This is a genomic window from Streptomyces sp. NPDC040405, assembly GCF_055595765.1.
This window is the reverse complement of the sequence record NZ_JBVIVI010000003.1, coordinates 667,357-694,355: the sequence shown is the minus strand read 5'-3', so window position 1 is coordinate 694,355 and position 26,999 is coordinate 667,357. Positions and strand designations below refer to the sequence as shown.

The 26,999-nt window shown below is 73.5% G+C and carries 23 protein-coding genes; 16 read left to right on the top strand and 7 right to left on the bottom strand.

The features are described from left to right. Nucleotides 1-9 precede the first annotated feature (9 nt). From ACZ59A_RS16610 to ACZ59A_RS16585, 6 genes are all read left to right on the top strand, one after another. Nucleotides 10-1,080 (top strand): Lrp/AsnC family transcriptional regulator, encoded by a 1,071-nt coding sequence (locus ACZ59A_RS16610; RefSeq protein ID WP_470959086.1) that lies wholly within the window; start codon nucleotides 10-12, stop codon nucleotides 1,078-1,080. A gap of 524 nt (nucleotides 1,081-1,604) precedes the next feature. Beyond that, a complete protein-coding gene (locus ACZ59A_RS16605) occupies nucleotides 1,605-2,039 on the top strand; it encodes a hypothetical protein (RefSeq protein WP_470959083.1) in 435 nt (144 codons plus the stop codon). Further along, nucleotides 2,039-2,809 carry a transcriptional regulator gene (locus ACZ59A_RS16600; protein WP_470959080.1) on the top strand — a complete coding sequence of 257 codons (771 nt, stop codon included), beginning with the start codon at nucleotides 2,039-2,041 and terminating at the stop codon, nucleotides 2,807-2,809. Before ACZ59A_RS16605 ends, ACZ59A_RS16600 begins: the two co-directional genes overlap by 1 nt. A 130-nt stretch (nucleotides 2,810-2,939) precedes the next feature. After that, nucleotides 2,940-3,335, top strand: coding sequence for a roadblock/LC7 domain-containing protein (locus ACZ59A_RS16595; protein WP_468045917.1), 396 nt, complete (start codon nucleotides 2,940-2,942; stop codon nucleotides 3,333-3,335). 92 nt (nucleotides 3,336-3,427) lie between these two features. Next, complete coding sequence (locus ACZ59A_RS16590) at nucleotides 3,428-3,802, top strand: hypothetical protein (protein ID WP_358617178.1); 375 nt, start codon at nucleotides 3,428-3,430, stop codon at nucleotides 3,800-3,802. 112 nt (nucleotides 3,803-3,914) lie between these two features. Then, entirely contained in the window at nucleotides 3,915-4,451 is a 537-nt protein-coding gene (locus tag ACZ59A_RS16585) for a hypothetical protein (RefSeq protein ID WP_470959077.1), read from the top strand. 12 nt (nucleotides 4,452-4,463) lie between these two features. On the opposite strand, the gene ACZ59A_RS16580 is transcribed toward ACZ59A_RS16585, so the two are convergent. Beyond that, the gene (locus ACZ59A_RS16580) at nucleotides 4,464-5,588 is read right to left on the bottom strand and encodes a DUF5954 family protein (RefSeq protein ID WP_470959074.1); all 1,125 of its coding nucleotides are present in this window, start codon (nucleotides 5,586-5,588) and stop codon (nucleotides 4,464-4,466) included. A gap of 201 nt (nucleotides 5,589-5,789) precedes the next feature. Here ACZ59A_RS16580 and ACZ59A_RS16575 point away from each other — a divergent pair, with 201 nt between their 5' ends. The 5 genes from ACZ59A_RS16575 to ACZ59A_RS16555 all read left to right on the top strand — a co-directional run bounded on the left by ACZ59A_RS16575 (nucleotide 5,790) and on the right by ACZ59A_RS16555 (nucleotide 11,056). After that, a complete protein-coding gene (locus ACZ59A_RS16575) occupies nucleotides 5,790-7,127 on the top strand; it encodes a gluconate:H+ symporter (protein ID WP_470959071.1) in 1,338 nt (445 codons plus the stop codon). A 64-nt stretch (nucleotides 7,128-7,191) separates the two neighbouring features. Next, nucleotides 7,192-8,313: a PP2C family protein-serine/threonine phosphatase gene (locus ACZ59A_RS16570; RefSeq protein WP_470959068.1), complete on the top strand. Its 1,122-nt coding sequence runs from the start codon at nucleotides 7,192-7,194 to the stop codon at nucleotides 8,311-8,313. Nucleotides 8,314-8,424: 111 nt separating this feature from the next. Further along, nucleotides 8,425-9,654 (top strand): cytochrome P450, encoded by a 1,230-nt coding sequence (locus tag ACZ59A_RS16565; protein ID WP_470959066.1) that lies wholly within the window; start codon nucleotides 8,425-8,427, stop codon nucleotides 9,652-9,654. After that, entirely contained in the window at nucleotides 9,651-9,938 is a 288-nt protein-coding gene (locus ACZ59A_RS16560) for a ferredoxin (protein WP_470959063.1), read from the top strand. The genes ACZ59A_RS16565 and ACZ59A_RS16560 overlap by 4 nt, the downstream gene beginning before the upstream one ends. Continuing rightward, nucleotides 9,935-11,056, top strand: coding sequence for a PP2C family protein-serine/threonine phosphatase (locus ACZ59A_RS16555; RefSeq protein WP_470959061.1), 1,122 nt, complete (start codon nucleotides 9,935-9,937; stop codon nucleotides 11,054-11,056). The genes ACZ59A_RS16560 and ACZ59A_RS16555 overlap by 4 nt, the downstream gene beginning before the upstream one ends. Nucleotides 11,057-11,079: 23 nt before the next feature. Here the strand turns inward: ACZ59A_RS16555 and ACZ59A_RS16550 are convergent, their stop codons facing one another. Next, nucleotides 11,080-11,514 carry an ATP-binding protein gene (locus ACZ59A_RS16550; protein WP_470959058.1) on the bottom strand — a complete coding sequence of 145 codons (435 nt, stop codon included), beginning with the start codon at nucleotides 11,512-11,514 and terminating at the stop codon, nucleotides 11,080-11,082. A 153-nt stretch (nucleotides 11,515-11,667) separates the two neighbouring features. On the opposite strand from ACZ59A_RS16550, the gene ACZ59A_RS16545 reads away from it, so the two are divergent. Next, nucleotides 11,668-12,435, top strand: coding sequence for an IclR family transcriptional regulator (locus tag ACZ59A_RS16545; RefSeq protein WP_470959055.1), 768 nt, complete (start codon nucleotides 11,668-11,670; stop codon nucleotides 12,433-12,435). A gap of 58 nt (nucleotides 12,436-12,493) precedes the next feature. Continuing rightward, entirely contained in the window at nucleotides 12,494-13,993 is a 1,500-nt protein-coding gene (gene glpK, locus ACZ59A_RS16540) for a glycerol kinase GlpK (RefSeq protein ID WP_470959053.1), read from the top strand. Between the two features lie 15 nt (nucleotides 13,994-14,008). Here glpK and ACZ59A_RS16535 read toward each other — a convergent pair whose 3' ends face one another. Genes ACZ59A_RS16535 through ACZ59A_RS16525 form a run of 3 tightly spaced genes read right to left on the bottom strand, consistent with a single transcriptional unit; the run spans nucleotide 14,009 to nucleotide 16,828 of the window. Next, on the bottom strand, nucleotides 14,009-14,845 hold the full coding sequence (locus ACZ59A_RS16535; protein ID WP_470959051.1) for a class I SAM-dependent methyltransferase: 837 nt from the start codon (nucleotides 14,843-14,845) through the stop codon (nucleotides 14,009-14,011). A gap of 25 nt (nucleotides 14,846-14,870) precedes the next feature. Next, nucleotides 14,871-15,980, bottom strand: a complete 1,110-nt coding sequence (gene menC / locus ACZ59A_RS16530) for an o-succinylbenzoate synthase (RefSeq protein ID WP_470959048.1) — start codon at nucleotides 15,978-15,980, stop codon at nucleotides 14,871-14,873. Beyond that, nucleotides 15,977-16,828 carry a chorismate synthase gene (locus tag ACZ59A_RS16525; protein WP_470959045.1) on the bottom strand — a complete coding sequence of 284 codons (852 nt, stop codon included), beginning with the start codon at nucleotides 16,826-16,828 and terminating at the stop codon, nucleotides 15,977-15,979. Before ACZ59A_RS16525 ends, menC begins: the two co-directional genes overlap by 4 nt. Before the next feature lie 109 nt (nucleotides 16,829-16,937). Between ACZ59A_RS16525 and ACZ59A_RS16520 the strand changes: the two genes are divergently transcribed. Then, complete coding sequence (locus ACZ59A_RS16520; protein WP_470959043.1) at nucleotides 16,938-18,503, top strand: PucR family transcriptional regulator; 1,566 nt, start codon at nucleotides 16,938-16,940, stop codon at nucleotides 18,501-18,503. Here ACZ59A_RS16520 and dapE read toward each other — a convergent pair. Together dapE and ACZ59A_RS16510 are read right to left on the bottom strand one after the other, a co-directional pair. Beyond that, nucleotides 18,500-19,579, bottom strand: a complete 1,080-nt coding sequence (gene dapE, locus ACZ59A_RS16515; protein WP_470959040.1) for a succinyl-diaminopimelate desuccinylase — start codon at nucleotides 19,577-19,579, stop codon at nucleotides 18,500-18,502. The two genes, ACZ59A_RS16520 and dapE, sit on opposite strands and share 4 nt — an antisense overlap. Next, a complete protein-coding gene (locus ACZ59A_RS16510) occupies nucleotides 19,576-21,012 on the bottom strand; it encodes an amino acid permease (RefSeq protein ID WP_468045407.1) in 1,437 nt (478 codons plus the stop codon). The genes dapE and ACZ59A_RS16510 overlap by 4 nt, the downstream gene beginning before the upstream one ends. Nucleotides 21,013-21,624: 612 nt before the next feature. Here ACZ59A_RS16510 and ACZ59A_RS16505 point away from each other — a divergent pair. Then, nucleotides 21,625-25,575 carry a Pls/PosA family non-ribosomal peptide synthetase gene (locus tag ACZ59A_RS16505; RefSeq protein ID WP_470959038.1) on the top strand — a complete coding sequence of 1,317 codons (3,951 nt, stop codon included), beginning with the start codon at nucleotides 21,625-21,627 and terminating at the stop codon, nucleotides 25,573-25,575. Further along, the gene (locus tag ACZ59A_RS16500; protein ID WP_470959035.1) at nucleotides 25,572-26,969 is read left to right on the top strand and encodes a M1 family metallopeptidase; all 1,398 of its coding nucleotides are present in this window, start codon (nucleotides 25,572-25,574) and stop codon (nucleotides 26,967-26,969) included. Before ACZ59A_RS16505 ends, ACZ59A_RS16500 begins: the two co-directional genes overlap by 4 nt. Nucleotides 26,970-26,999: the final 30 nt, after the last annotated feature.

The window sequence follows — 26,999 nt, the reverse complement described above, 5'->3', positions numbered from 1 at the left end:
CAGCCGCCCATGGACACGCAGTTTTCCGCCGGACCCCCTCCGGACGAGCTGGACGAACTGGACCGGGGTGTGGTGCACACCCTGCAGATCCACCCCAGGGCCCCGTGGACGCTGGTCGGCGATGTCCTCGGCGTGAACCCGGTGACGGCCGCACGGCGCTGGCACCGGCTGGAGGAGGCGGGCCTGGCCTGGGTGACCGCCTATCCGCGGCTGTCCGACGCGCGCATCGTGGTGACCGCCGTGGTGGAGATCGACACCGAGCCCGGGGTCGGCGAGGAGGTGGCCGAGGCGCTGGCCGCCGACCCGGCGGTGGCGAACGTCAAGCTCACAGCGGGCAGCCGGGACCTGGTGGCCGCCGTGCAGACCACGGACCTCGCTGAGCTGGCGCATCTCGGCACGGTGCTGTTCCGGGGGCAGCCGGGGGTGCGGGCGACCCGTACCCATGTGGCGACGGCCGTGCCGACCGAAGGCAGCCGGTGGCGGCTGCGCAGCCTGGACGCGATGCAGTGCGCCCGGCTGGAGGCGGCGGCCTGCCCCGCGCCCGAACCGGCCAGGGACGCCGCGGGCCCGGACGCGCTGGACGCGCGGCTGCTGGAGCTGCTGAGCACCGACGGCCGGATGTCCCTACGGGACCTGGCGGCGGGCGCCGACGCGGGTCCCACCACGGTGCGGCGCCGCCTCGGAGTCCTGCTGGCCTCCCGGGTGAGCCTGCGCTGCGATCTGGCCCGGCCGCTGTCCGGCTGGCCGCTGTCCGCGGTGTACTTCGCGTCCGTACCGGCGCAGCACCTGCGGGAGACCACCCGGCTGCTGGCCGGGATGCGGGAGGTGCGGTCGTGCTCGATCACGGCCGGTCCGCACAACGTGGTGATCGATGTCTGGCTGCGCGCGATGAGCGATGTGCACGGCTTCGAGGCGCATGTGGCGGGGAAAGCGCCGCATCTGACCATCGACGACCGCTCGGTGGTGCTGCGCACGGTGAAGCACATGGGACGGCTGCTGGACCGGGACGGGCGCTGCGTGGGCGTCGTCCCGCTGCGCCAGCCGCAGGCGACGCTCCACGTGGCGCGCGACGAGGACTGAGCGTCGGGAGAACCGGGCGTTCGGGAGAACCCGGCGTCGGGAGACGAGAACCGGACGTCGGGATTCGGTCACCTCAGCGAGCGGGAAGCGCCTCGCGCCTATCCATCTGTCATATGCCTGCGTAGGACGATCGCATGATGCGTCTCCCTCCCGGTAACCCAGAAGAGCCTGTTCCCGCTACGTCCGGCCCGGCGCGGCGATGAACCGGACGCGGCCGCGGCACGGGCGGTACGGCGACGGCACCAGCCGCGGGCCCTTGCGTACGGACGACCATGGCACGGCGCGAATGGCCTGGTCCGGGCGGGTGCGCCCGGCGGCGACCGGCCCACCGGCCGCTCCCCCGCCACGGTGCCGCCGTGGCCCCGGGGCCACGGAGGCACGAAAGGGCCGCGGACCCTACTACACGGCGTACGCGGTTTCGGCCCATCGACAGATTTCACCCCCATCCGCTGAACCGTGCGTAACCTCTCCGTCACTGGCGTAGCCCCCGGGTGCGCCACGGGCAACGCAGGAGGGGAGACCGCATGCCCGGAATCGACGAATGCCTGCTCGACGCCATGACGGTGAACGGCGCGCGCGGTGCCGCCGTGATCGAGTGGACCAGCGGGCTCGCGCTCGGCATGGTCGGCGAGACGCGCGACGGCGACCCCGAGGCCACCGCGGCGGAGACGGCCGAATTGGCGCGCATGGCCGCCGAGCAGTCCGCGTTCGCGGCGCTCGAATCGCGCGGCGCGGGCCACGGCGACGGCGGGAGTGCCGGCGACGACGGCGGGGTGCCCGGGGACGCTCCCGTGGAGGACCTCATCGTCACCACTCGCACCTGCTACCACCTGCTGCGCTTCGTCGACACCGCCTTCGACAGCGGGGTCTTCTTCTATCTGTGGCTCGACCGGCGCGAGGGGAACCTGGCGCTCGCCCGGATGCGGCTGCGCGATCTGTCGCAGCGGCTGGCGCTCTGATGAGACCCGGCCAAGCGCCCCGCCTCACCGAGCTGGCCGCCGAGGGGGCCAGCGGCGCGCTGCTGTGCGACGCGGGCACCGTCTATCTCACGGACGGTCAGGTCGTGCACGCGGAGAGCCCGAAGGCCCCGGGCCTGGATGTGCTGCTCACCACCGGCGGGCGGCTGACCGCCGACGGCTGGCGGGAGGCGGTCGGCCACCCGGCCGCCGCCGGGCGGGTCGGCCGGTTCCTCGTGGACAGCGGGCGGCTGACCGACGCGGAGCTGGAGATCTGCCATCTGGGCGCACTGTTCGACGCGGCCTGGTTCGCGCTCGGGCCGGGCAGCGGACCGCGCGGCTTCCAGCGGGGCGCGGCGCACTGGTTCGGCCCGGTGCGCCCGGTCGGCGCGGTCGCCGTCGAGCGGGAGATCGTACGGCGCGGCAAGCTGCTCGACAGCCTGTGGCCGTATCCGCGGGTGGACACCGAGCCGGTGGTGCTGCGCCGCCCGGACGGTCACCTGCCGCCGGTCACCCGCCGCCAGCGCGCGGTGCTGGCGCTCGCGGACGGGCTGCGCACCCCCGCCGGGATCGCCCGGGCGCTGGGCCGCCCCGCCTTCCACACCGTGCTCGACGTACGGCGGCTGGCGGCCGCGGGTTACGTCGAGACGCCCCGATCACCCCGCGCCCCCATGCCGCGGGACCCGGAACCCGGCCTGGCCGCGGTCGACTTCGCCGAACCCGACGCCCCCCTGCTGCGTCGGCTCCGTGACGCCTTGGAGGCACACCTGTGATTCCCCCGACCGCCCCCGCCGCCTCGGGCATCCCGTGGTGAGACGCGCCCTGCGGCAGCGCACGGACCCGCGGCAGCGCACGGATCCGCGTCGGCGGACCGACCCGCGACAGCGTGCGGAAAGGAGAGAGCTGTTGGCCGCCGAACCCGAAGTCCTGGACGAGTTGCGCCGATTGCGGGCCCGCGTCGTCCATGTGACCGGCGCCCTGGTCGCCACCAGCGACGGTCTCGTGCTGGCGCACGACACGGCCGCCATCGAGCCCGAGGGCGTCGCCGCGCTGACCGCCGCGGCCCTCGGCGTCACGCAGTCGCTGGCCGATGCCACCGGCCGGGGCGCCTTCCGTGAGCTGCTGGTCCGCGGCGAGGAGGGCTACGTCGCCACGTACGCCGCGGGCCCCGCGGCCGTCCTGACCGTGCTGGCCGGGGGGCGCACCAACGTGGGCCGTCTCCATATGGAAGCCCGCAGGTCGGGCGCCCGCGTCGCCGAGCTGGTGGGCGACGCGCTCGGCAAGGCCGAGCAGGGCTGAACTCAGCCACCACACACCACCGGACACACCACCCGGACACCCCGTCCGGGCACACCCCCGGATACACATCCATCGAAAGGAACTGCCAGATCATGGCGAACACCCAGACCGCGCTCAAAGAGGCGATGACGTCCATCGAGGGCACCCTCGGCGTCGCGCTGGTCGACTACTCCAGCGGCATGGCCCTGGGCACCTTGGGCGGGGGCAAGGAACTCGACCTGACGGTGGCGGCCGCGGGCAACACCGATGTGGTCCGCGCCAAGGTCCGCACCATGGAACAGCTCGGCCTCAAGGACGGCATCGAGGACATCCTGATCACCCTCGGCAGCCAGTACCACCTGATCCGGCTGCTGAAGGGCCGGAACAGCCAGGGGCTCTTCCTCTACCTGGCGCTGGACAAGAACCGCGCCAACCTGGCGATGGCCCGCCACCAGTTGCGCCGGATAGAGGCCGACCTGGAGGTCTGACCCTCCGGAGCGGTCGCGGGGCGACAGGCAGGCGGCGGCTGCCCGTCGCCCCGCACCGAGAGGTTCAGATAAGGCTAGGCAATCCTCACCACCCCTTCTATGCTGAGCCGCCATGAGCTGGTCGGAATTGATGGCGGTGAGCCTCGGGTACGCGCTCGCCCTGGCGGCACTGTTCTCGGCGGTGATCGTCGGCGGACTGCTGGTGGCACGGGACGCGCTGCTCGACGGCTATCCGCCCGCGATCCGGGAGCGCCACGGCCCGCAGAGCCCCCGCGGGAAGCGCACCGCCTCGGTGATGGGGCTGCTGAACGCGCTGCTGTTCGTCGCCGTCCCGGTCGTGGGTGTGACGGACCTGCACCGCCGGGCCGACGGCGCCCTCGGCTTCTGGCCCGCGTTCGTGCTCGGCGGCGTGGCCTTCCTCGGCCTCGTCCTTGCCGATCTCCTGGTCCTGGACTGGTGGCTGTTCTGCACGGTCCAGCCGCGCTTCATGGTGCTGCCGGGGACGGACGGCATGTCCGAGTACCGGGATTACGCCTTCCACTGGCGGGTGCTCGCGCCCGCGCCCGTCCCCTGGCCGCTGCTCGCCATTCCCGGTTACGGGGTGGCCGTCGGCGCCGTCTCCGCGGTGACCGAGGCCGTCGTCACCTGAGCACGGCGGTGCTCAGCGCCCCTCCTGGCGCGCCTTGCGCCGGGCCTCCTCCTCGTTGAACAGATCGGCCAGCTTCCGGGTGTGCGCGTCGAGTTGGATCTCGCCGTCCTCGTCGTCGTCCCCGTCGTCGTCGATGAGCAGGCCCCGTTCGCGGAGCCGCTGGTCGTGCAGCTTCACCGGCGGCTGCGGATCCCAGTCGGAGGGCCGGGGCCCCTCGGGGCCGTCCGGCCCGATCCGCACCAGACGCTCGACGCGCACGATCCTGAACAGCCGCTCCAGCACCCGCAGTTCATCGCCCCGCTCGGCGTCCAGCCGGTCCGCCGCGGCCATGTACGGTGCACGCTCGGCGGGTTCGAGGCCGAGCTTCCACGGGATGAGGACACGCATCTCCAGCGCCAGGGTGTCCCGGGCGCCCTGGGGTGTGGTGGACGTCCCCGTACAGTCGGAGCGCCACTCCCCGGCGGCCTTCTCGACCGTCATGAACGTCGGCGGCAGCAGCACGCCGCCCGGGTGGGTGTCGGCCGCGCGCAGGCAGTCGTCGCGCACCTCCTGCGGGACGCTGCCCCGCTTGGGCAGCATCGACAGCAGTTCGAGCTTCAGGATCCCGTCGGACACACCGGTGGCGGTCACCGGGTCGATCACGAACCCCGAGGTGGGGTCCGGCGCCCGGTGCGCCTCCCCCGGCGGCGCCGGATCCAGGTCGGTGATCCGCGGCGGCTCGGGACCCTCCGGGCCGGAGCGGAGGAAGCGCTCGGCCCGGACCACCCGGAACCGGCTGCCCTGGACCGTCATCTCGTCGATGACCTCCCAGTCCATCCGCTCCGCGGCCGCCGCGCACTCCTCCTGGGCCGCCCGGTCACCCGCGGCCTCCGCCTCCTGCGCCATCTTGCGGAACTGACAGCCCATGCCCTCGCGGGCGTCCTGCGGCGCCAGCCCCGAGAACGGCGAGACCAGCTCCCAGCCGCCCTGTTCACACTCCCGCACCACCCCGAACACCGGTCCGCCGGCCGAGAGGATCTCCGGATACACCTCCCGCGACCGCCATGCCTCCACATCCGCCACCGCCGCCACCGGCGCCTCCGGCGCGGCCACCCGGACCGTCCGATAGGCGGGGACGTTCTCGCCCGCTTCCGTCATGGGGCCAGCATGAGCACATACAAGCCCCTTGCGCGACAGATCGTCTGAAAGACCATCCGTCCGTGGGATGAGCCCTTGCGGCACCCTCAACAACAAGGTCACGCACGCTTATTGACCCGCCGTCCGGCGCCGACCTAGCCTCCATCTCCATACGTAGACCAGGTACATATACGTGGAATCACTCACGTGGAGCGGGGTCACATGCCTCTTGTCATCGTCGGGATCAGCGTCCTGGCCCTGCTGTTCCTCATGACCAAGCTGAAGCTCAACGGCTTCATCGCGCTGCTCCTGGTGGCGGTCGGCGTCGCGCTGGTGCAGGGGGTGTCGCTGGAGAAGATCCCGGATGTCCTCGCGGGAGGCATCGGGGACCAGATCGGCGACACGATGATCGTCATCGGTCTCGGCGCCATGGTCGGCCGGGTCATGGGCGACTGCGGCGCCGCGCAGCGGATCGCGGGCAAGCTGGTCGACACCTTCGGGCTGCGCTGGGTGCAGGTGGCCATGGTGGTGACCGCGATGCTGATCGGCGTGACGATGTTCTACGAGGTCGCCTTCGTCATCATCGTGCCCATCGCGTTCACCATCGTCCGCGTCACCCGGGCGAACCTGCTGTGGGTCGGGCTGCCCATGTCCATCGCCCTGTCGACCATGCACAGCTTCCTGCCGCCGCATCCGGGACCCACCGCGGTGGCCGCGTCGTTCGACGCGTCGGTCGGGCTGACCCTGTTCTACGGCCTCTTCTTCGCCGTGCCGTTCGGCGCGCTGATCGCCCTGGTGTGGCCGCGGCTTCCGTTCATCCGGCGGATGAACCCCGAGATCCCCCAGGGCCTGGTCACCGAGCGCACGTTCAGCGACGAGGAGATGCCCGGCATGGGCTGGTCGCTGTCGGTGGCGCTCTTCCCGGTGGTCCTGATCGCCGGGGCGGCGGTGTACGACATGGCCGTGCCCGACTCCGACCCGGCCCTGCCGCTCATCACCTTCCTCGGCTCGGCGCCGATCGCGCTGCTGCTCACCCTGCTGCTGGCCCTGTGGGCGTTCGGCCCGCGGATCGGACGGGGGCTCGCGGAGGTCAGCAAGTCGTGCAACGCGGCGGCCCAGGCGATGGCGATGATCCTGCTGGTGATCGGGGCGGGCGGCGCCTTCAAGGGCGTCCTCGTGGAGGGCGGGATATCCGACTACATCAAGAACCTCACGGACGACTGGCCGGTGTCCCCGATCTTCCTGGCGTGGCTCATCGCGGTCATCCTGCGGGTGGCGCTCGGCTCGGCCACGGTCGCCGTCGTCACGGCCGCCGGGGTGGTGCAGCCGCTGCTCGACGGCAGCGGGGTCCACCCCGAACTCATGGTGCTCGCGGTGTCCTGCGGATCCATCGCCTTCTCGCACGTCAACGACCCGGGCTTCTGGATGTTCAAGGAGTACTTCAACCTCTCCGTCATCGATGCCATCAAGGCGCGCACCACATACACCACGGTGCTCGCGGTGCTCGGCCTCGGCGGTGTCCTGGCGGTCGAAGCGAGCCTGGACGCCCTCGGCCTGTGACGGCCCCGCGGGCGGGCGGGGCGGAGGCCGGGCACCACGGGGGCAACGGGTGTAAGCAGGAGATATGCGCCTTCGGCACGCCCCCGCTCCGCCCAGCAGGTCATCGCGGTCGAGCCCGGCGCTGCTCCTCCTTCCGCTCGCCGTCATCCTGGCGATCACTCTGATCGACATCCAGGCGCCGCAGGCCATCCATCTCGGGCCGTTCCTGGCGGTGGCGCCCGCCATCACCGCCTCGTTCGCGGGGCCCCTGGCCACGGGGACGATCGGGGCGCTGGCCGTCGCGGCGCAGCTGGCGATCGGGCAGTTGCACGAGGGCCTGATGGCCGACGACTACGAGGCCCATATCGGGACCCTGGTGGTGATCTCCGTGCTGGTGACCGGGTTCCGGTATGTGACCGACCGGCGGGAGCGACGGCTGTCGCAGGTGCGGTCGGTGGCCGTGGCGGCGCAGGAGGTGCTCTTGCGGCCGCTTCCCGACCGGGTCGGGCAGCTGCGGATCGCCGCCGTCTATCTGTCCGCCGAGAAGGAGGCCCAGATCGGCGGCGATCTGTACGCGGCGGTCCGTACCGAGGGCGCGACCCGGCTGCTCATCGGCGACGTGCGCGGCAAGGGGCTGGCCGCCATCGGGGACGCGGCGGTGCTGATCGGCGCGTTCCGCGGGTCCGCGTACCGCAATCTCACGCTGCCGGGCATCGCCGCCCATCTGGGCAACGCGGTGCGCTGGAACTGGCGGCACGGCGCGGTGGACGAGGGTGCGGCCCAGGAGTCGTTCGTCACCGCGCTGATGGTGGACGTGTACGACGACCGCCCGGTCGCCGGAATGGTGAACTGCGGCCATCCACCGGCCCTGCTGGTGCGCCGGGACACGGTACGGGCGCTGGAGCTGGGCGAACCCGAGCTGCCGCTGGGGCTGGACCTGGTGCCGTGGGACGAGTGCACGGTCGAGACGTTCGGCTTCGAGGACGACGATCTCCTGGTCCTGTACACCGACGGGGTCATCGAGGCGCGCGACGCGCACGGCGCCTTCTTCCCGCTGGCCGACCGCATCGCGGCCTGGCGCGGCGACAGCCCGGAGTCCCTGGCGGGCCATCTCCGCGACAGCCTGCTCCAGCACGCGGGCGGGCAGGTCAACGACGACGCGGCCCTCGTCGTCGTCGCCCGCTGCCCCCTCGCCGCCGGGCCCTGACCGCGACGCCACGCCCGCGCCGGGCGCGCCCCGCGCCGGGGCCACGCCGAGTAGGCCCGCTTTGTACCCATTACGCTCGAATGTGAAGGGCTGGTGGAAGGGAGCACATCCGTGTCCGTCACCTCATCCGGGCCGTCCCCGGTCTCCTTGCCCAGACATCGCGGCTGCCCGTTCGACCCGCCCGGTGCGTACGGAGCGCTCCGCGACCGGCGGAAGGCCGCCCGGCTGGCCTTTCCGGACGGAAAGGAGGGCTGGCTGCTCACCGGCTACGAGGACGTCCGCGAGCTGCTCGCGGACGACCGTTTCAGCTCGGACCGCATGCGGGCCTCCTCGCCGGTCCGGGCGTTTCCGGTCCGGGAGAACGATCCGCGCCGGGTGGGCTCGTTCATCAACATGGACCCTCCCGAGCACACCAGGTACCGGCGGCTGCTCTCCCGGTCCTTCACGGTGCGGCGGATGCGGGGGCTGCTGCCGCGCATCGAGGGGATCGTCACGGACCATCTGGACGCGATGGAGCGCACCGGGCCGCCCGCCGATCTGGTGCGGGCGTTCGCCCAGCCCATCCCGTCTCTGGTGATCTGCGAGCTGCTGGGGGTGCCGTACGCCGACCGGACCGCCTTCCAGGCGTGGTCGGCCACCCTGTTCCGGATCGACGAGGACGAGGAGAAGATCTTCGCGGCCCGGGACGCGTTGTGGGACTACATGCGGGACCTGGTGGCGGCCAAGCGGCGGCGGCCGGACGGGGCGCTGCTGTCGCAGCTGGTCCGGGACGCGGACGGGGCGGCCCCGGCGGCGGAGTTCTCCGACGCGGAGCTGACCGGGGTGGGGCTGCTGCTGCTCATCGCGGGCCATGAAACGACGGCGAACATGCTGGCCCTGGGCACCTTCGCCCTGCTGCGCCACCCCGGGCAGGCCCGGCTGATGCGCGAGCGGCCGGAAGCCGCCGATGCCGCGGTCGAGGAGCTGCTGCGCTATCTGACCATCGTCCAGTTCGGCACGGTCCGGGTCGCCCGGGAGGACGTGGAGATCGCCGGGGTGCGGGTGCGGGCCGGGGAGACCGTGGTCGCCTCGATCGCCGCCGCCAACCGGGACCCCGCCCGGTTCCCGGCCCCCGACGACCTGGACCTCACCCGCGATGCCACCGAGCACATCGCCTTCGGCCACGGCGTCCATCAGTGCCTGGGCCAGCATCTGGCCCGGATGGAGATGCGGACCGGCTACCCGGCGCTGCTCAGGCGGTTTCCCACCCTGCGGCTGGCGGTGCCGCCCGAGGAGGTGCCGCTGCGCGACGACATGCTCGTCTACGGGGTCCACCGGCTCCCCGTCACCTGGGAAGGATGAGCGCGATGCGCGTCGAGGTGGACCGCGACCGGTGCCGGGGGGCCGGTCAGTGCGCCCTGTACGCGCCGGAGCTGTTCGACCAGTCCGAGGACGACGGCATGGTCGTCGTCCTTGAAGACCGCCCCGCGGCCGCACTGCGCGGGAAGGCCCGGCTGGCCGCGCGGCTCTGCCCGAACAGCGTCATCCGCGTCGTGGACGACGTACCGGAGGACCTGGCGGGGTCCGACGAGGCTGGGCCGGACGAGGCTGGCGCACCGTGCGCTCCCAGGCATCCAGGAGCGTGACGGCGCAGATCCGGGACACGCTGCCGGGCGTGCCCGCTCCCCCGGCCTGGCTGCGCTGGCTGCCGGTCCTCTATGTGGCGGCGATCCTCGCGATCGAGCCCGTGACACCCGTGGAGTGGCCGGTGAGCTTCCTGCTCATCGCCCTGCCGGTGGTGGCCGCGTTCACGCTCGGCCCGGCCGGGGTCGCCGGGGTCACGCTGTTCACCGTGGTCTTCGAGGGGGTGCTGGCCGGGACTCCGTGCTGCGCGGGCCGCAGCGTCGGCTATCTCTGGGACCGCCACTACGTCGCCTCGTACCTCTCCACCGCCCTGGTCGGCGCCCTCGGCACCGCGCTGGCCGCCCACCGCAAGCGCCAGGAGAAGCAGCTGGTGCGGGCGACCTCGGTGACCGAGGCCCTGATGCGCACCCTGCTGCGGCCGCTGCCGCACGAGGTCGGCCATGTGCTGACGGCCGGGCTCTACCGCCCCGCCGAGGCCGGGACCATGATCGGCGGTGATCTCTTCGACATCCGCGCCACCCGGACCGGGGAGCGGGCCATCATCGGCGATGTCCGGGGGAAGGGGCTGCAGGCGGTCCGTACCGTCGCCGATGTGCTCGGCGGCTTCCGCCAGGCCGTCTACGAACCGGGGGATCTGGGGCAGGTCTGTGCCCGGCTGGAGAGCCGGATCGCGCGGGAGGCCATGGAGATTCCGGACGACGAGCTGTTCGTCACCGCCGCGCTGATCGAGTACGACCCGCTCGCGCACCGGCTGACGGTGATCAACCACGGGCACATCGAGCCCGTCCTGATCTCCCGGGGCGAGGTGATGACGCTGAGCGGGCCGCCGTCCCTGCCGCTGGGTCTGGGCGCGCTGGCCGAGGAGAGCCCGGTGCCGGTGTACCACCGCTTTCTGCGCGGCGATGTGCTGCTGCTGTGCACGGACGGGCTGATCGAGGCCCGCGACGCTTCGGGGGCCTTCTATCCCCTCCTCGACCGGCTGCGCGACCGGTTCGCCGGGGCGCCGCCCCCGGAGCCCCTCGACGTCATCGAGTTCCTCAACATGGATCTCCCGGCCCACGCCCGTGCGCTCCACGACGACGTCGCCGTTCTCGCCATCTCCCCGCACGAGCGCCAGTGAACCGGGCCCTCGCCGCGCACCGGTCAGCCGATGGGCATCTCCGCCCACCGGGTGACGATTCCCCCATGGCCCGGGTGGGTGCCGTGGCGGGCCGAGAGCGCGGTCACGATGCCGAGCCCGCGCCCGTGTTCATCGGGCTCGGCCTCCTCCGGGGAGTCCGGGTGCCGAGGCGCCGGTCCGCCGTCGGTGACCGCGATGTGCAGGGTGCCGCACCCCTTGGCCTCGCTCCAGCGCAGCCGCAGGACGGCCGGGGGCAGGGCGTGCAGAACCGCGTTGGTGATCAGTTCCGAGACCACCAGCAGCGCGTCCTCCAGGCTGTCCGCGGCCAGCCCCCAGTCGGCGAGCAGCGCATGCGCCCGCCGCCGCACGGTGGCCACGGCTTCGTGGAGATGCGGCACCGGAAAGTGATGATCGACGTACGCTCCGCCGGTCCACGGGACGGTCAGCTGATCCGTCATATCTCCTCCTTCCAGATGGTCCGCCGGTCGTGTTCCTCATGTCCTGATACGGACGCTATGGACGACGACCGGCGGGGTCAACGAATCCTGGTCGGCATTACCGAACGTTCCCGTGCGGGGGTGAACGCATGCCCGAAGAGCTACGATCACGTCATGGCCGGCCCGGTGCAGTCCATCGAGCGGGCGGCGGCGATCCTGCGGCTGCTCGCCCAGGGTTCCGGTCGGCTCGGACTCGGCGAGGTGGCCGCCTCACTGGGTCTCGCGAAGGGCACCACGCACGGCATTCTGCGCACCCTGCAGAGCGTCGACTTCGTCGAACAGGACCGGGCCACCGGCAAGTACCAGCTCGGCGCGGCGCTGCTGCACCTGGGGACCAGCTACCTCGACATCAACGAGCTGCGGTCCCGCTCCCTCAACTGGGCCGACGCCCTCGCCGCCCGCAGCGGGGAGGCGGTCCGCATCGGGGTGCCGCTGGAGGGCAAGGTGCTCATCGTCCACCATGTCTTCCGGCCCGACGACACCTTCCAGACCCTCGACGTGGGCTCGCTGCTGCCGCTGCACGCCAGCGCCCTGGGCAAGGTCCTGCTGGCGTTCGGGGCGACGCCGGTGGAACCGCTGCTGGAGGCGGAGCCGGAGACCTACACGCGGCACACGCTGGTCTCCCCGCAGGCGCTGAACCAGGCGCTGGGCGCGATCCGGGAGGCCGGATGGGCGTCCGCGGTCCAGGAAACCGTCATGGGCGAGGCGGACATCGCGGCACCGATACGCGGCCAGGGCGGCCTGGTCGTGGGCGCGGTCGGGGTGTCCGGCACCGTGGAGCGCGTCTGCGACAGCAAGGGCGTGCCCCAGCCGTCGCTGGTCGGCCTGACCCGGGACGCCGCACGGGCCATCTCCCGCGACCTCGGCGCGTCCCGCTGGTGACCCCCATGTCCCGCTCACCCGATGCCCCGCGCGTATCCGCCCGAAGGCAGGCAACGCCATGGTTGAACGCTATGTGATGTCCATCGACCAGGGCACCATGTCCACCCGGTGCATCCTCTTCGACCACCAGGGGCGGCTGGCGTCCGTCGCCCAGCGGGAACACCGGCAGCACTACGCCAAGCCCGGCTGGGTGGAGCACGACCCGGCCGAGATCTGGTCCAATCTGCGGCGCGTGGTGCCCCGGGCGCTGCGCGACGCGGGTGCGGGCCCCGAGCAGATCGCGGCCATCGGCATCGCCAATCAGCGCGAGACCACGGTGGTGTGGGACCGCCGTACGGGCGATCCCGTGGGCAACGCGATCATCTGGCAGGACACCCGCACCGACGCGCTCGTCCAGGAGCTGCGGCGCGACACCGGGGACGACTTCTTCCTCGACCGCTGCGGCCTCTCCCCCGCCACCTACTTCTCCGCGCCCCGCATCCGCTGGCTCTTCGACCATGTCCGGGGGCTGCGGGAGCGCGCGGAGCGCGGCGAGGTGTGCTTCGGCACGATGGAGAGCTGGCTGATCTGGAATCTCACCGGCGGTCCTGCCGGGGGGCTGCACATCACCGACGCCACCAACGCCAGCCGCACCATGCTGATGAACATCCGAACCCTGGCCTGGGACGACGAGCTGCTGTCGTACTTCGGCGTGCCGCGGGCGATGCTGCCCGACATCCGCCCCTCGGCCGAGGGCTACGGAGTGGCGCGGGAGGTGCTGCCGGGCGTGCGGATCGGCGCCGCGCTCGGCGACCAGCAGGCGGCGCTGTTCGGGCAGACGTGCTTCGCACCCGGCGAGGCCAAGTGCACGTACGGCACCGGCAGCTTCCTGCTGCTGAACACCGGCACCAGCCTCGTCCGCTCCCGGCACGGGCTGCTCACCACCGTGGGCTACAAGGTCGGCGACGAGCCGCCCGTCTACGCCCTGGAGGGGCCGATCGCCGTCACCGGCTCGCTGGTGCAGTGGTTCCGCGACCGGCTGGGCCTGATCCACAGCGCACCGGAGATCGAGACCCTGGCCCGCAGCGTCGAGGACAACGGCGGCTGCTACATCGTGCCCGCCTTCTCGGGTCTGTTCGCCCCGCACTGGCGCAGCGACGCGCGCGGCGTGATCGTCGGCCTCACCTCGTACATCACCAAGGGCCATCTCGCCCGCGCGGTGCTGGAGGCCACCGGCTGGCAGACCCGCGAGGTCGTCGACGCCATGAACGCCGACTCGCCCGAGCCGCTGAAGGCGCTGAAGGTCGACGGCGGCATGACGGCCAACAATCTGCTGATGCAGTTCCTGGCCGATGTGCTCGACGTACCGGTGGTACGGCCCATGGTGTCGGAGACCGTCTCGCTCGGCGCCGCGTACGCCGCGGGGCTCGCCGTCGGCTACTGGCCGGACCTGGAGGGGCTGCGCCGCAACTGGCACCGGGCCGGGCAGTGGCTGCCCACGATGGATCCGCAGCGGCGGCAGGCGGAGTACGCGAACTGGCAGCGGGCGGTGGAGCTGTCGTTCGGCTGGCTGAGGTAGGGGCTCCCCGGGTGCTCAGGGGCGGCGCGCCCAGGCGGAGATCATCGGGGCGGTGGCCAGGTCGAGGCGCCCGGTGGCGACGTGTCCGAGGTGCCGGTCGATCTCCTCGTCGGTGGCCAGGCCCGCGGCCACCAGCCGGGCGCGGATCTGCCGCACGGTGGCGGCCTCCAGCACATTGCAGGCCGGTGAGGCCACGGGGAAGTAGGCGTCGGCGCACACGTCCGTGAGCCCCGCCTCGCGCAGCAGCCGGGGCAGGGTGCGCCCGTAACCCAGGTCCGCGCCGCGCGCCGCCATCAGCTCGCGGAAACCGGACCGCAGCCGGTTGGCGAGGCGCTGTTCGGGGCCGGACTCGTCCGGGCACAGCAGCGGCTGGAGCCCCGGATCGGCGTCCTCCAGCAGCAGCCATCCGCCGGGCCGCAGCGCCTGGATCATCCGGCGCAGGGCCTCGGCCCGGTCGGGGACGTGGACCAGGACGAGGCGGGCGTGCACCAGGTCGAACGGGCCGGGCGGCGGCGCGTCCACGGCCACGTCATGGCGCAGCACCTCGATCACCCGGTCGGGACCGGTGGCCGTGGTGCGGGTCCAGGACACGTCGATGTCGGTGGCGATCACCTGTCCGGTGCGCCCGACGCGTTCCGCCAGCCCCTCGGGGACGGAGGGGCCGCCCGCGCCGACCTCCCAGCAGCGCATGCCCGGGCCGATGCCGAGCCGGTCGACGTGGCGGAAGGTGCTCGGGTCGAACAGCTCGGCCAGGGCGCCGAACCGGACGCCCGCCTCGGTCTGCCGGTTGTCCAGCAGATAGCCCTCTTCCCGGCCTTGGTCCCGGTCCGCCCCGCCCTGTGTGCCGTCCATGCCGTCGATCATGGCAGAGCTCTGTTCACCCGCGGTACAGCACCCGGGTGGCCGTAGTGAAGCGGGCGAGGGTGTCCGGCAGCGGGGCGATGCCGATGCCGGGCGTGGTGGGCACCGGCAGATGGCCGTCCGCCAGGACGAACGGCTCGGTGAGGTCCTCGGCGAAGTACCGCTTGGAGGCCGAGGTGTCACCGGGCAGGGTGAATCCGGGGAGGGCGGCGAGGGCCAGATTGGGGGCCCGGCCGATACCGGTCTCCAGCATGCCGCCGCACCACACCGGGACGCCGTGGGCGGTGGCGAGGTCATGGATGCGGCGGGCCTCCGTATAGCCGCCGACCCGGGCCGGTTTGACGTTGATGACCCGGCAGGCGTCCATGGCGATCGCGGAGGCGGCATCGGCCGCGGTGTGGATGGACTCGTCCAGACAGACCGGGGTGGTGAGCCGCCGCTGCAGCTGGGCGTGGGCGTGCAGGTTGTTCTCCGCCAGCGGCTCCTCGATGAGCAGCAGGTCGAAGGCATCCAGTTTCCGCAGGTGGGGGGCGTCGGCGAGGGTGTACGCGGTGTTGGCGTCGACCTGCAGGGGCAGCGCGTCGCCGAATCGCTCGCGCACCGCGCGCACCGGCTCCACGTCCCAGCCCGGCTCGATCTTGAGCTTGATGCGGACGTACCCCTCGTCCAGATACTGCTCGACGTCGTCGATCAGCTCGGGGAGGGAGTTCTTGATGCCGACGGAGACGCCCGCGGGCACCCGGTCGCGGACCGAGCCGAGGAAGGTGGCGATCGGCATGCCGTAGGCGCGGAGTTCGGCGTCCAGCAGGGCCGTCTCCACGGTGGCCTTGGCGAGTTCGTGCCCCTTGACGGCGGCCATCGCGGGGGCGACGGCCGCCGTCGTCGGCTCCGGGAGGGCGGCGACGCGGGGCAGCAGGAAGTCGCGGATCACGGTCTCGGCACCGGCGACGAATTCGGAGCAGTACAGCGGCTCCGGGTCGGCGGCGAACTCGGACCAGCCCTCGGCCTCGTCCGTGACGGCATGCAGCAGGAAGGTGTCCTTGGCTGTCATCGTCCCGAAGGAGGTGCGGAAGGGGGTGACGAGCGGAAGGGCGACATGGAGCAGTTCGACGCGTTCGAGCCTCATGGCCGCGGCTCCTCTGCGGTGTCGGGGGTGAGCAGATACCAGCCGTCGCGGGACATCGACGTGGCGCGCAGCCCCTCGGCGTACGCGTCGGTGAACACCTCCCGCACGGCGTGCCGCCAGCGCAGCGCCTGGGCGGGGTCGGCGGCGCGCAGCGCGACGATGTCCTCGGGGATCCGGCACCACAGCCGCCGGTCGTCCCGTACGGCGAGCGGGCCGTCGTCCGGGGCCGGGCGCACCACCGTGGCACGCTCCCGGGCCACCTCGGCCGGATCAGGGCTGCGCGTCGTTCCGGCGTCGAGGTCGGCGAGGTCCCAGGCGGCGGTGAGCCGGTCGCTCTCGTCGCCGTCGTTCACCCCGTCGTTCATCGGCCCGTACAGGTCGACCAGGTACTCGGCCCCGACGGCGCCCAGCTTGACCAGGTTGAACCGGGCGTTGCGGCGCACCAGCGGGTCGAAGGTCCAGCGCATGGTGCGGGCGCCGCGCTCCAGCGCCCAGACCCGCTGGACCTGTTTGACCGCGTAGCCGACCCCGCGGTCGGAGGCGGTGGCCGCCGCCACGAACGAGTACGCGCATCGGTCGGCGGGCGGCCCGAACACCGCGACCGCCGCCCCCACCAGCCGCTCGCCGGTGCCGTACGCGGCGTGCACCGCGCCGCCCGCGTGGACGAGGCTGTGCAGCACCTCGCTGGGGTAGGGCGGATTGGTGTGCGGCAGCTGCCATACGTCGGCGAGAAAGTCGGCCACCGCCCCGATACCGGCCACATCGTCCACGGTGCGGACGCCGACCCCGGCGATGTGGGCGGCGGCGGACGCGAGCGCACCGGCGTCCCTCGTCACTGCTGGTGTCATGGCAACGAGTCTCCCCGGCCGCACCCGAGGCGCCCCTTGTCCAGCCGCACAAAGACGTCCTAGGGTCCTGTGACGATCGGCCAATCACGATGATCGGGGCACTGCACCCATGGACGCCCGCACCCTCGGGGACATCCTCGCCGTTCTCGGCGAACCCACCCTGCGCCCGCTGACTCCCCCGGCCGGTCTCACCGCGCCCGTCACCGAGGTGCTGCTGTACGACGCCCACGCGCCGCTGCCCGCCCGGGCGCACGGCGCCCTGCTGCTGGCCGTCGGGGTGCGGGCGGAGGCCGCCGGGCCGCTGGTGCGGGAGGCGGCCGCCGCCGGTATGGCCGGGGTCGTGGTGCGCGGCGCGGCCGGGCCGGTGGCCGAGGCGGAGGAGTGCGGTACGGCCCTGCTCTCCGTGGACGAGGACGCCGCCTGGCACCACGTCCATCTGCTGCTCGCGCAAAGCCTCGGGGCGCGGCCGTCCCCGGCGGGCGACGGGGCCGCGCTCGGGGATCTGTTCTCGCTGGCGGGCGCGGTGGCGGCGGCGGTGGGCGGCGCCACCGTCATCGAGGATCCGCGGCAGAGCGTCCTCGCGTACTCCACCGTGCCCGGGCAGCCGGTCGACGAGGCCAGGCGGCAGGGCATCCTCGGCCGTCAGGTGCCGGACAGCCCCGAGAACACCGAGCAGTACCGGACGCTGTTCGCCGCCCGGGGCCCGGTCCGGCTCGCCGCCCTCGGCGCGGGCGAACTGCCGCGGCTGGCCGTCGCCGTCCGGGCGGGCGGCGAAACCCTGGGCTCCCTGTGGGTCGTGGACGACGGGACGCTCGCCCCCGACGCGGAGACACAGCTCGCCCAGGGCGCCTCCGCGGCCGCCCTCCTGCTGCTGCGGGCGCGGGCGTCGGCCGAGCTGTCGCGTCATCTGACCGGCGATCTGCTGCGCCGGCTGCTGGACGGCACCACCGACCCCGCCACCGCCGCCCAGCGCCTGGGCCTCACCCCGGGCGTCCCGCTGCGGGTGGCCGCGTTCGCCCTGGACGCGGCGGCGTCCGCGCCGGACGGCGAGCAGGCCGCGTTGCGGCTGCTGGACCTCGTACGGCTGCAGTGCGAGGCCCGCTACGGGCGGCAGGCGTGCGTCCTGGTCGACGGGGTGGTGTACGCGCTGCTGCCGGTGGCCGGGGAGCGCGGCGGGGCCGCCGGGGAGCGGCAGCGGCGGCTCGCGGAGGACATCGTGCGGCGCGCCGGGCAGGCGCTGCGGGTGCCGGTGCGGGCCGGTCTCGGCGAGGTGGTGCCGGACCCGGCGGAGATACCCGGTTCGCGGGAGGACGCCGATCTGGTGCTGCGGGTGCTGCGGCCGGACGAGGCGGTCGCGGCCGTGCACGAGGTGCGGGCCCGGGCCGTCCTGTTCCGGCTCACCGGGCTCCTCGGCGAGCGGCGGGAGCTGTCGGCGGGCGCGTGGCGGGAGGTGCTCGCGTACGACGCCGACCACGGCACGGACTACGCCCGCACCCTGGTGTGCTGGCTGGACGCGGGCTGCGACATGGGCCGGGCGGCGAAGCTGCTCGCGGTGCACCCCAACACCTGCCGCTACCGGCTCCGTCAGGTGCGCTCCCAGCTCGGCGTCGATCTGGACGACCCGGACGAGCGGCTGGTGCTGTGGCTTCAGCTGCGTACGCTGGCGCGCCCCTAGGCGCGCCGGAGCCAGTCCGCGAGCCGCGTCTCGCACGCGCGCAGCTGGGCGAGGGGCACGTACTCCCCCGGAGTGTGCGCCAGGGACGGGTCGCCCGGGCCGTAGTTGAGGGCCGGGGTGCCGAGCGCGGTGAAGCGGGCGACGTCGGTCCAGCCCAGTTTGGGGCGGGGCTCCGCGCCCACCGCGGCGACGAACGAGGCGGCGGCGGGCCGGTCGAGTCCGGGGAGGGCGCCGGGGGTGACCTCGGTGATCTCCACCTCGTACTCGGGGAAGAGGTCCCGTACGTACGCTTCAGCGCGCTCGGGGCCGCGGCTGGGCGCGAAGCGCAGATTGACCGTGATCACGCAGCTGTCGGGGACCACGTTCTCGGCCACCCCCGCGCGCACGGCGACGGCGCTCAGCCCCTCGCGGTACTCCAGGCCGTCGATGACGACGCGTTCGGCGGTGTGGTCGTCCAGCCGCTTCAGCACGGCGGCGGCGCGGTGGGCGGCGTTGACGCCCTGCCAGGCGCGGGCGGTGTGCGCGCGGGCGCCGCGGACGGTGATGTCGGCCATCAGCATGCCCTGGCAGCCCGCCTCGACCCCGGCGTCGGAGGGTTCCATGAGGATCGCGAGGTCGGCGTGGAGCAGTTCGGGCCGGGCGGCGGCGATGTGGGCGAGGCCGTTGCGGTCGCCGGAGACCTCTTCGCAGGCGTAGAAGACGTATGTCACGTCGTGGACCGGGGCGGTGAGCGTGGCCGCGAGCCGCAGGGCGACCGCGACACCGCCCTTCATGTCGCAGGCGCCGAGCCCGTGGAGCCGTTCCGGGTCGAGGCGGGCGGGCAGGTTTCCGGCGGCCGGGACGGTGTCCAGATGGCCCGCGACGATCACCCGCCGGTCGCGGCCAAGACCGGTGCGGGCCACCACGGAGTCGCCGAGCCGCTCGACCGTCAGATGCGGCAGGGCGCGCAGCGCGGTCTCGACGGCGTCGGCGAGCGCCGCCTCCTCGCCGCTCTCGGACGGGATGTCGACCAGGGCGCGGGTGAGCGCGACGACATCGGTGGCCGCGGGGTCGAGGGCGGTCGCGGGGGTGCTCATGAGGTGGTCTCCTCGACGGTCTTCTCGGGGGTGGCGGCGCGGCCCAGCGCGGAGTGGCGGATGCCGTAGAGCCCGTACACCGCGAGCCCCGCCGCCATCCAGGCGCCGAACGCGATCCAGGTGTCGGCGCCGAGCCCGTACATCACGTAGACGCAGCAGGCCACGCCGAGCAGCGGGGTCACCGGCGCGAAGGGCACCCGGAAGCCGCGGGGTGCGTCCGGGCTGCGCCGCCGCAGGATCAGCACGGCCAGGTTGACCAGGCCGAACGCGAAGAGGGTGCCGATGCTGGTGGCGTCGGCGAGGGCGCCGAGCGGAATGAGCGCGGCGAGGACCGTGACGAAGGCGGTGACGATGACGGTGCCCGCGCGCGGCACCCCGGTCCGCGCGTGGACCCTGGAGAAGAGCGGGGGCATGAGCCCGTCACGGGACATGGCGAAGAGGATGCGGATCTGGCCGTACTGCACGGTGAGCACGACGCTCGTGGTGGCGATCACCGCGCCGATGGACAGCAGGACGGGCCACAGGTTGCCGCCGCCGACCGAGCGCACCAGCACCTGGCTCAGCGTGGCCTCGGTGCCCGCGAACCGCTGCCAGGGCATCGCCCCGACCGCCGCCAGCGCGACCGCGCAGTACAGGGCGGTGACCAGGGCGAGCGAGAGGATGATGGCGCGCGGCAGATCACGCTGCGGGTTCTTCGCCTCCTCCCCGGCCGTGGACGCGGCGTCGAAGCCGATGTACGAGAAGAACAGGGAGGCGGCGCCCGCGGTCATCCCGGCGGTGCCGAGCGGGAAGAGCGGGCGGAAGTTCCCGGCGTGGAAGGCGGTGAAGGCGACCGCGCAGAACATCAGCAGCACGACGACCTTCACCGTCACCATGACGGCGTTGGCGACCGCGCTCTGCCGCGCCCCGCGCAGCAGGACCACCATGGCGAGGATGACGATCACGGCGGCGGGCACGTTCAGCACCCCGCCCGCGCCCGGCGGGGCGGCGAGGGAGTCGGGCAGCGTCCAGCCGACGGTGAGCTGGAGCAGTTCGTTGACGTACTGGCCCCAGCCGACCGCGACCGCGGCCACCGACACCCCGTACTCCAGGATCAGGCACCAGCCGCAGACCCAGGCCACCAGCTCGCCGAGGGTGGCGTACGCGTAGCTGTACGAGGACCCGGCGCCCGGGATCATGCCCGCCAGCTCGGCGTACGAGAGCGCCGAGAACAGCGCGGTGACCCCGGCGAGCACGAAGGAGACCACCACCGCCGGACCGGCCTCGGGCACCGCCTCGCCCAGCACCACGAAGATCCCGGTGCCGAGGGTGGCGCCCACGCTGAGCAGCGTGAGCTGGCTCAGCCCCATGGTGCGCCGCAGCGGACCACCGCTCGCATCGGCGACCAGGCCCGCCACGCTCCGGCGCCTTGTCAGCTTGTTCTCACCCTGCACCGACCCGCTCCTTCCGCTGCCGCATGGCCCCTGATGATGCGCCCGCGGGGTGGGCGCGGGGATGCGCGCATCGGCCAAGATGCCCGGGTCCGGTTTGAACGATCGGCCAAGCACCGCCGGGTGGTACTCCGTGACCGGATGTGGTCCCCCCCCTGTCCGGGGCCGCTGTGAGTCCGGACACAGGATGATCAGCCGCTCCGGACGTGTCCTTCGAGCCGCGAATGCCACCCGGGAAACCGGCTCCCACCAGGCACGATGTGCGAGTGACGGGAGTGTGCGCGGATGGCGGGCCGCCGGGCCACCTGGCCATCGCCCGCTGCCGCGGGCGTCCCGTAACGCGAGCGGCTCCTGTTAACACTGGGTAAACTGCCTGTTCGGCGTGTGCGGCGCCGGTTCGGTTGGGGGGCGGAACAAGCCCTTCCGGCCATCGGTGGCCGCGAATTCGGGGCGGCCGCTGAAGGCCGCCCCGAGTGCTCGCCCTCGCGGCGGCAATGGGCCGCGAGCGGGTGTTCGGGACCCGGCTCAGTGTGGAGCCGGAGTGGCAGAGGCCGTTGGTCCGGTGATGCGGACGGTGTCGCCGAACTCTCGGTCCACCGATGCCGGAGAGGCCGGATGACTGTAGTAGACGAGTCCCAGACGCTGATCGACCCGCTGCCCGCACCCACCGCGGAGCCGGCGGCGCCGCGCGCCCTGTTCCCGGGGCGCGGCAGCCACCCCGAGCGCACCCTCATGGACGTGCTCGGCGAGACGGCCCGCCGCCATCCGAACGCCCCCGCCGTCGACGACGGCAGCCACGCCCTGAACTACCGGGCGCTGCTCGCCGAGGTGGAGCGGATGCGGCGGCGCCTGACCGGGGCGGGCATCGGCGTCGGCGACCGGGTCGGCATCCGCGTCCCCTCCGGGACCGCCGACCTCTACGTCGGGATCCTCGCCGTGCTGGCCGCAGGAGCGGCCTATGTGCCGGTGGACGCGGAGGACCCGGACGAGCGGGCCGAGCTGGTCTTCTCCGAGGCCGCGGTGAGCGTGATACTCGGCGCCGGGCTGGAGATGACCGTACGAGCCGAGCCGCACGGCGCCCCCGGCCGCCCGGGGCCCGACGACGACGCGTGGATCATCTTCACCTCCGGATCGACGGGGAAGCCCAAGGGCGTCGCCGTCAGCCACCGCAGCGCGGCCGCGTTCGTGGACGCCGAGGCCGGGCTGTTCCTGGCCGACGAGCCGATGGGCCCGGGCGACCGGGTGCTGGCCGGGCTCTCGGTGGCCTTCGACGCGTCCTGTGAGGAGATGTGGCTCGCGTGGCGCAGCGGCGCCTGTCTGGTGCCCGCGCCCCGGTCGCTGGTGCGCACCGGTGTGGACCTCGGGCCGTGGCTGGTGGAGCAGGAGATCACCGTGGTCTCCACGGTGCCCACGCTGGCGGCGCTGTGGCCGGTGGAGGCGCTGGACGACGTACGGCTGCTGATCTTCGGCGGCGAGGCGTGCCCGCCGGAGCTGGCCGAGCGGATGGCCGTCGAGGACCGTGAGGTGTGGAACACCTACGGCCCGACCGAGGCCACCGTCGTGGCGTGCGCCGCGCAGCTGACCGGCGAGGGCCCGGTGCGCATCGGGCTGCCGCTGGACGGCTGGGAGCTGGCCGTCGTGGACTCCCGGGGCGAGGTCGTACCCATGGGCGAGGTCGGCGAGCTGGTGATCGGCGGGGTCGGTCTGGCCCGCTATCTCGACCCGGCGAAGGACGCCGAGAAGTACGCCCCGCTGCCGTCGCTCGGCTGGTCGCGGGCGTACCGCAGCGGCGACCTGGTGCGCGCCGAGGAGGAGGGGCTGCTGTTCGTCGGCCGGGCCGACGAACAGGTCAAGCTGGGCGGCCGCCGCATCGAGCTGGGCGAGGTGGACTCCGCGCTGCAGGCGCTGCCGGGCGTGGCGGGCGCCGCGGCCGCGGTACGGACGACCAAGGCGGGCCACCAGCTGCTGGTGGGGTACGTCGTGCCCGAGGAGAACGCAGCGGAGGGCGGCTTCGACCAGGCGGACGCGCTGCACCGGCTGCGGGAGGTGCTGCCCGCGGCGCTGGTGCCGCTGCTCGCGGTGGTCGGCACGCTGCCCACCCGTACCTCCGGCAAGGTGGACCGGGCCGCGCTGCCCTGGCCGCTGCCGGGGGTCGGCACGGCCGGTCCGGCGGACGAGCTGACCGGGACCGAGAGCTGGCTCGCCGAGCTGTGGGGCGAGGTGCTGGGCACCCCGGCGAGCGGGCCGGATGCCGACTTCTTCGCGGCGGGCGGCGGCAGCCTCGCCGCCGCCCAGCTCGTCTCGCGGATCCGCGACCGCTACCCCAGCGGGTCGGTCAGCGACATCTACCAGAACCCGCGGCTGGGCGCGCTCGCCCGGACGCTGGACGCGATGAGCGGCGAGGCGACGGCCGCGCGCACCGTACGGCCGGTGCCCCGGCGCACCGGGGTCGCGCAGACGCTGCTGATGCTGCCGCTGCTGACGGTCGCCGGGCTGCGCTGGGGCGTGGCCGGGGCCGCCGTCCTCAATGTGCTGCACCTCCTCGGTTCCGCCCCCTGGGCGCCCAGCGTCTCCTGGTGGTGGATCGCGGCCGGCTGGCTGCTCTTCGTATCGCCGCCCGGCCGGGTCGCGATCGCCGCGGGCGGGGCACGGCTGCTGCTGCGGGGCCTGAAGCCGGGCACGTACCCGCGCGGCGGCGGTGTCCATCTGCGGCTGTGGACGGCCGAGCGGCTGGCCGAACTGAGCGGTGCCACCGGCCTGTCCGGCAGCTGGCTCACCCACTACGCCAGGGCGCTGGGCGTGCGGATCGGCTCGGACGTCGATCTGCACGCGCTGCCGCCGGTGACCGGGATGCTCAAGCTCGGCAGGGGCAGCGCGGTCGAGCCCGAGGTCGATCTGTCCGGCCACTGGCTGGACGGCGACCGGCTGCGGATCGGCCGGATCCGGATCGGTGCGGGCGCCACGGTCGGCGCGCGCAGCACCCTCTTCCCCGGCGCCCGGATCGGCAAGCGCGCCGAGATCGCCCCGGGGTCCGGGGTGACCGGCGCGGTGCCCGCGGGGCGCCGCTGGGCGGGCGTACCGGCCGCCAAGTCCGGCAAGGCGGCGCAGCACCGGCCCGAGGACCGGCCGCCGCGCACCCGCCGCTGGGCGCTGGTGTACGGGGTCACCTCGCTGGGGCTGACCCTGCTGCCCGCGCTGGCGCTGCTGCCCGCGCTCGCCGTTCTCGCGCTGTTCGTACGGGGCACCCGCGACGGGGGCACGGCGCTGCTCCACGCGCTGGCCGCCGTGCCGCTGGCGACCGTGGCCGGGATGGTCTGCTACGCGCTGCTCATCCTGGCCGGGGTGCGGACGCTCGGCATCGGGCTGCGCGCGGGCGATCACCCGGTCCATGGGCGGATCGCCTGGCAGGCGTGGGTCACCGAGCGGCTGATGGACATGGCGCGGGTGCACCTGTTCCCGCTGTACGCCAGCCTGTTCACCCCGGTGTGGCTGCGGACGCTCGGGATGAAGGTCGGCCGCGGGGTCGAGGCGTCCACCGTGCTGGCTCTGCCGTCGATGACCACCGTCGGCGACGGCGCGTTCCTCGCCGACGACACCATGGTCGCCTCGTACGAACTGGGCGGCGGCCGGCTGCGGATCGCCGAGTCGCGGGTCGGCAAGATGGCGTTCCTCGGCAACTCCGGTATGGCCGCGGGCGGCAGCTCAGTCCCCAAGCGCGGTCTGGTGGGCGTGCTGTCCGCCGCGCCCAAGGGCGCCAAGGCGGGCAGCTCGTGGCTCGGGATGCCGCCGATGAGGCTGCCGCGGGCGGCCGAGGAGGGCGACCAGAGCCGTACGTACCGCCCGGCGCGGCGGCTGAAGTGGGCGCGCGGCGCCGTCGAACTCTGCCGGATCGTGCCCGTCATGGGCGGCGCGGCGCTCGCGGTGCTGGTGCTGGCCGCCTTCGGCGCGGTCGCCGGACGGTGGGGGTTCCCGGCCGCCGTGGCGGGCGGCGGGGTGCTGCTGCTGGCGGGCGGTCTGGTCGCGTGCGCCGTGGCGGTGCTGGCCAAGTGGCTGCTGGTGGGCCGGTTCAAGGCGACCGAACGCCCGCTGTGGAGCTCGTTCGTGTGGCGCACCGAGCTGGCGGACACCTTTGTGGAGGTGCTGGCCGTACCGTGGCTGGCCGGGGCACTGTCCGGTACGCCGCTGATGAACTGGTGGCTGCGGGGGCTCGGCGCGCGCATCGGGCGCGGGGCCTGGTGCGAGACGTACTGGCTGCCGGAGGCCGATCTGGTCCGGATCGGCGCCGGGGCGAGCGTGAACCGGGGATGTGTGGTGCAGACGCATCTCTTCCACGACCGGATCATGCGCATGGACGAGGTGGTGCTGGAGCAGGGCTCCACCCTGGGCCCGCACGGCATCGTGCTGCCGGGCGCCACGGTCGGCGAGTGTGCCACGGTGGGTCCGGCGTCGCTGGTGATGCGCGGCGAGGCGCTGCCCGCGGGCACCCGGTGGCTGGGCAACCCGATCGCGGCGTGGCAGCAGGAGAAGGCACCGGAGATGCGGAAGACGGAGGGTACGGCGAAGTGAGCAAGGGCAAGGGCGGCCGGGCGCAGGCCGCGCCCGGCGGCGTGGCGGGGGCGGACCGGTCCGGGGACTCGTATCTGCCCGGGCACGGCAACGGCGGCTACCGGGTGACCCATTACGACCTGGAGCTGACCTGCCGTCCGAGCACCGGCCGGATCTCGGGCCGGGCCCGGATCTCGGCGGTCGCCGAGCCGGGCGCGGCGGGCGAGCCGCTGTCCGGGTTCAGCCTGGACCTCGGTGCGTTCCGGGTCGACGGGGTGCTGGTCGACGGTGTCCGCGCGGCCCGCTACACCCACCGGGCGGACAAGCTGCGCATCCGCCCGGCGCGCCCGCTGCCCGCCGGGACGCCGTTCACGGTCGAGGTGCGGTATGTCGGCGTGCCCCGGCCGGTGAAGACCCGGCACTGGGGCGACCTGGGCTGGGAACAGCTGGAGGACGGGGCGCTGGTGGCGGGCCAGCCGATCGGCGCGCCGTCCTGGTTCCCGTGCAACGACCACCCGGCGGACAAGGCGTCGTACCGGGTCGCGGTGACCGCGCCGTCGCCGTACGCGGTGGTCGCGGCCGGAACGCTGGACTCGTGCACGGTCGGTGCCTCCACCACGACCTGGGTGTACGACCATCCCGCGCCGATGGCCACGTATCTCGCCACGGTCCAGATCGGCCTGTACGACCTGGTCGAGCTGACCGACGCGGCGGTGAGCCCGGTGCCCCAGCGGGCGGCCGTGCCGCCGCGGCTGCGGGACCGCTTCGACCACGACTTCGCCCGCCAGCCCCGGATGGTGGCCGCCTTCGAGGACCTCTTCGGCCCGTATCCGTTCGACGAGTACGCGGTGGTGGTGACGGACGACGAGCTGGAGGTGCCGGTCGAGGCGCAGACGCTCTCCGTCTTCGGCGCCAACCATGTCGACGGGGAGCGCGGCTGTGAGCGGCTGGTCGCCCATGAGCTGGCCCATCAGTGGTTCGGCAACAGCCTGAGCGTCGCCGACTGGCGCCACATCTGGCTGAACGAGGGCTTCGCCAAGTACGCCGAGTGGCTGTGGTCGGAGTTCTCCGGCGGCCTCCCGGCCGCCGTCCACGCCGCCCGCGCGCACGCCTGGATGGCGGAGCTGCCGCAGGATCTGCTGGTCGCGGACCCGGGCATGCCGCGGATGTTCGACGACCGGGTCTACCAGCGGGGCGCGCTGACGCTGCACGCGCTGCGTACGGTCGTCGGCGACGACGCCTTCTTCGCGGTGCTGCGGGAGTGGACGGCCACCCACCGCCATGCCACCGTCACCACCATGGAGTTCACGGCCCTGGCGCGGCGGCACACGGCGCAGCCCCTGGACGCGCTGTTCACCGCCTGGCTCTACACCCCCCGGCTGCCGGAACTCCCCGGCGGCCGCGCCCCGGTGTGAGCCGCCCGTTTCGTATCCGGACTCCGTACG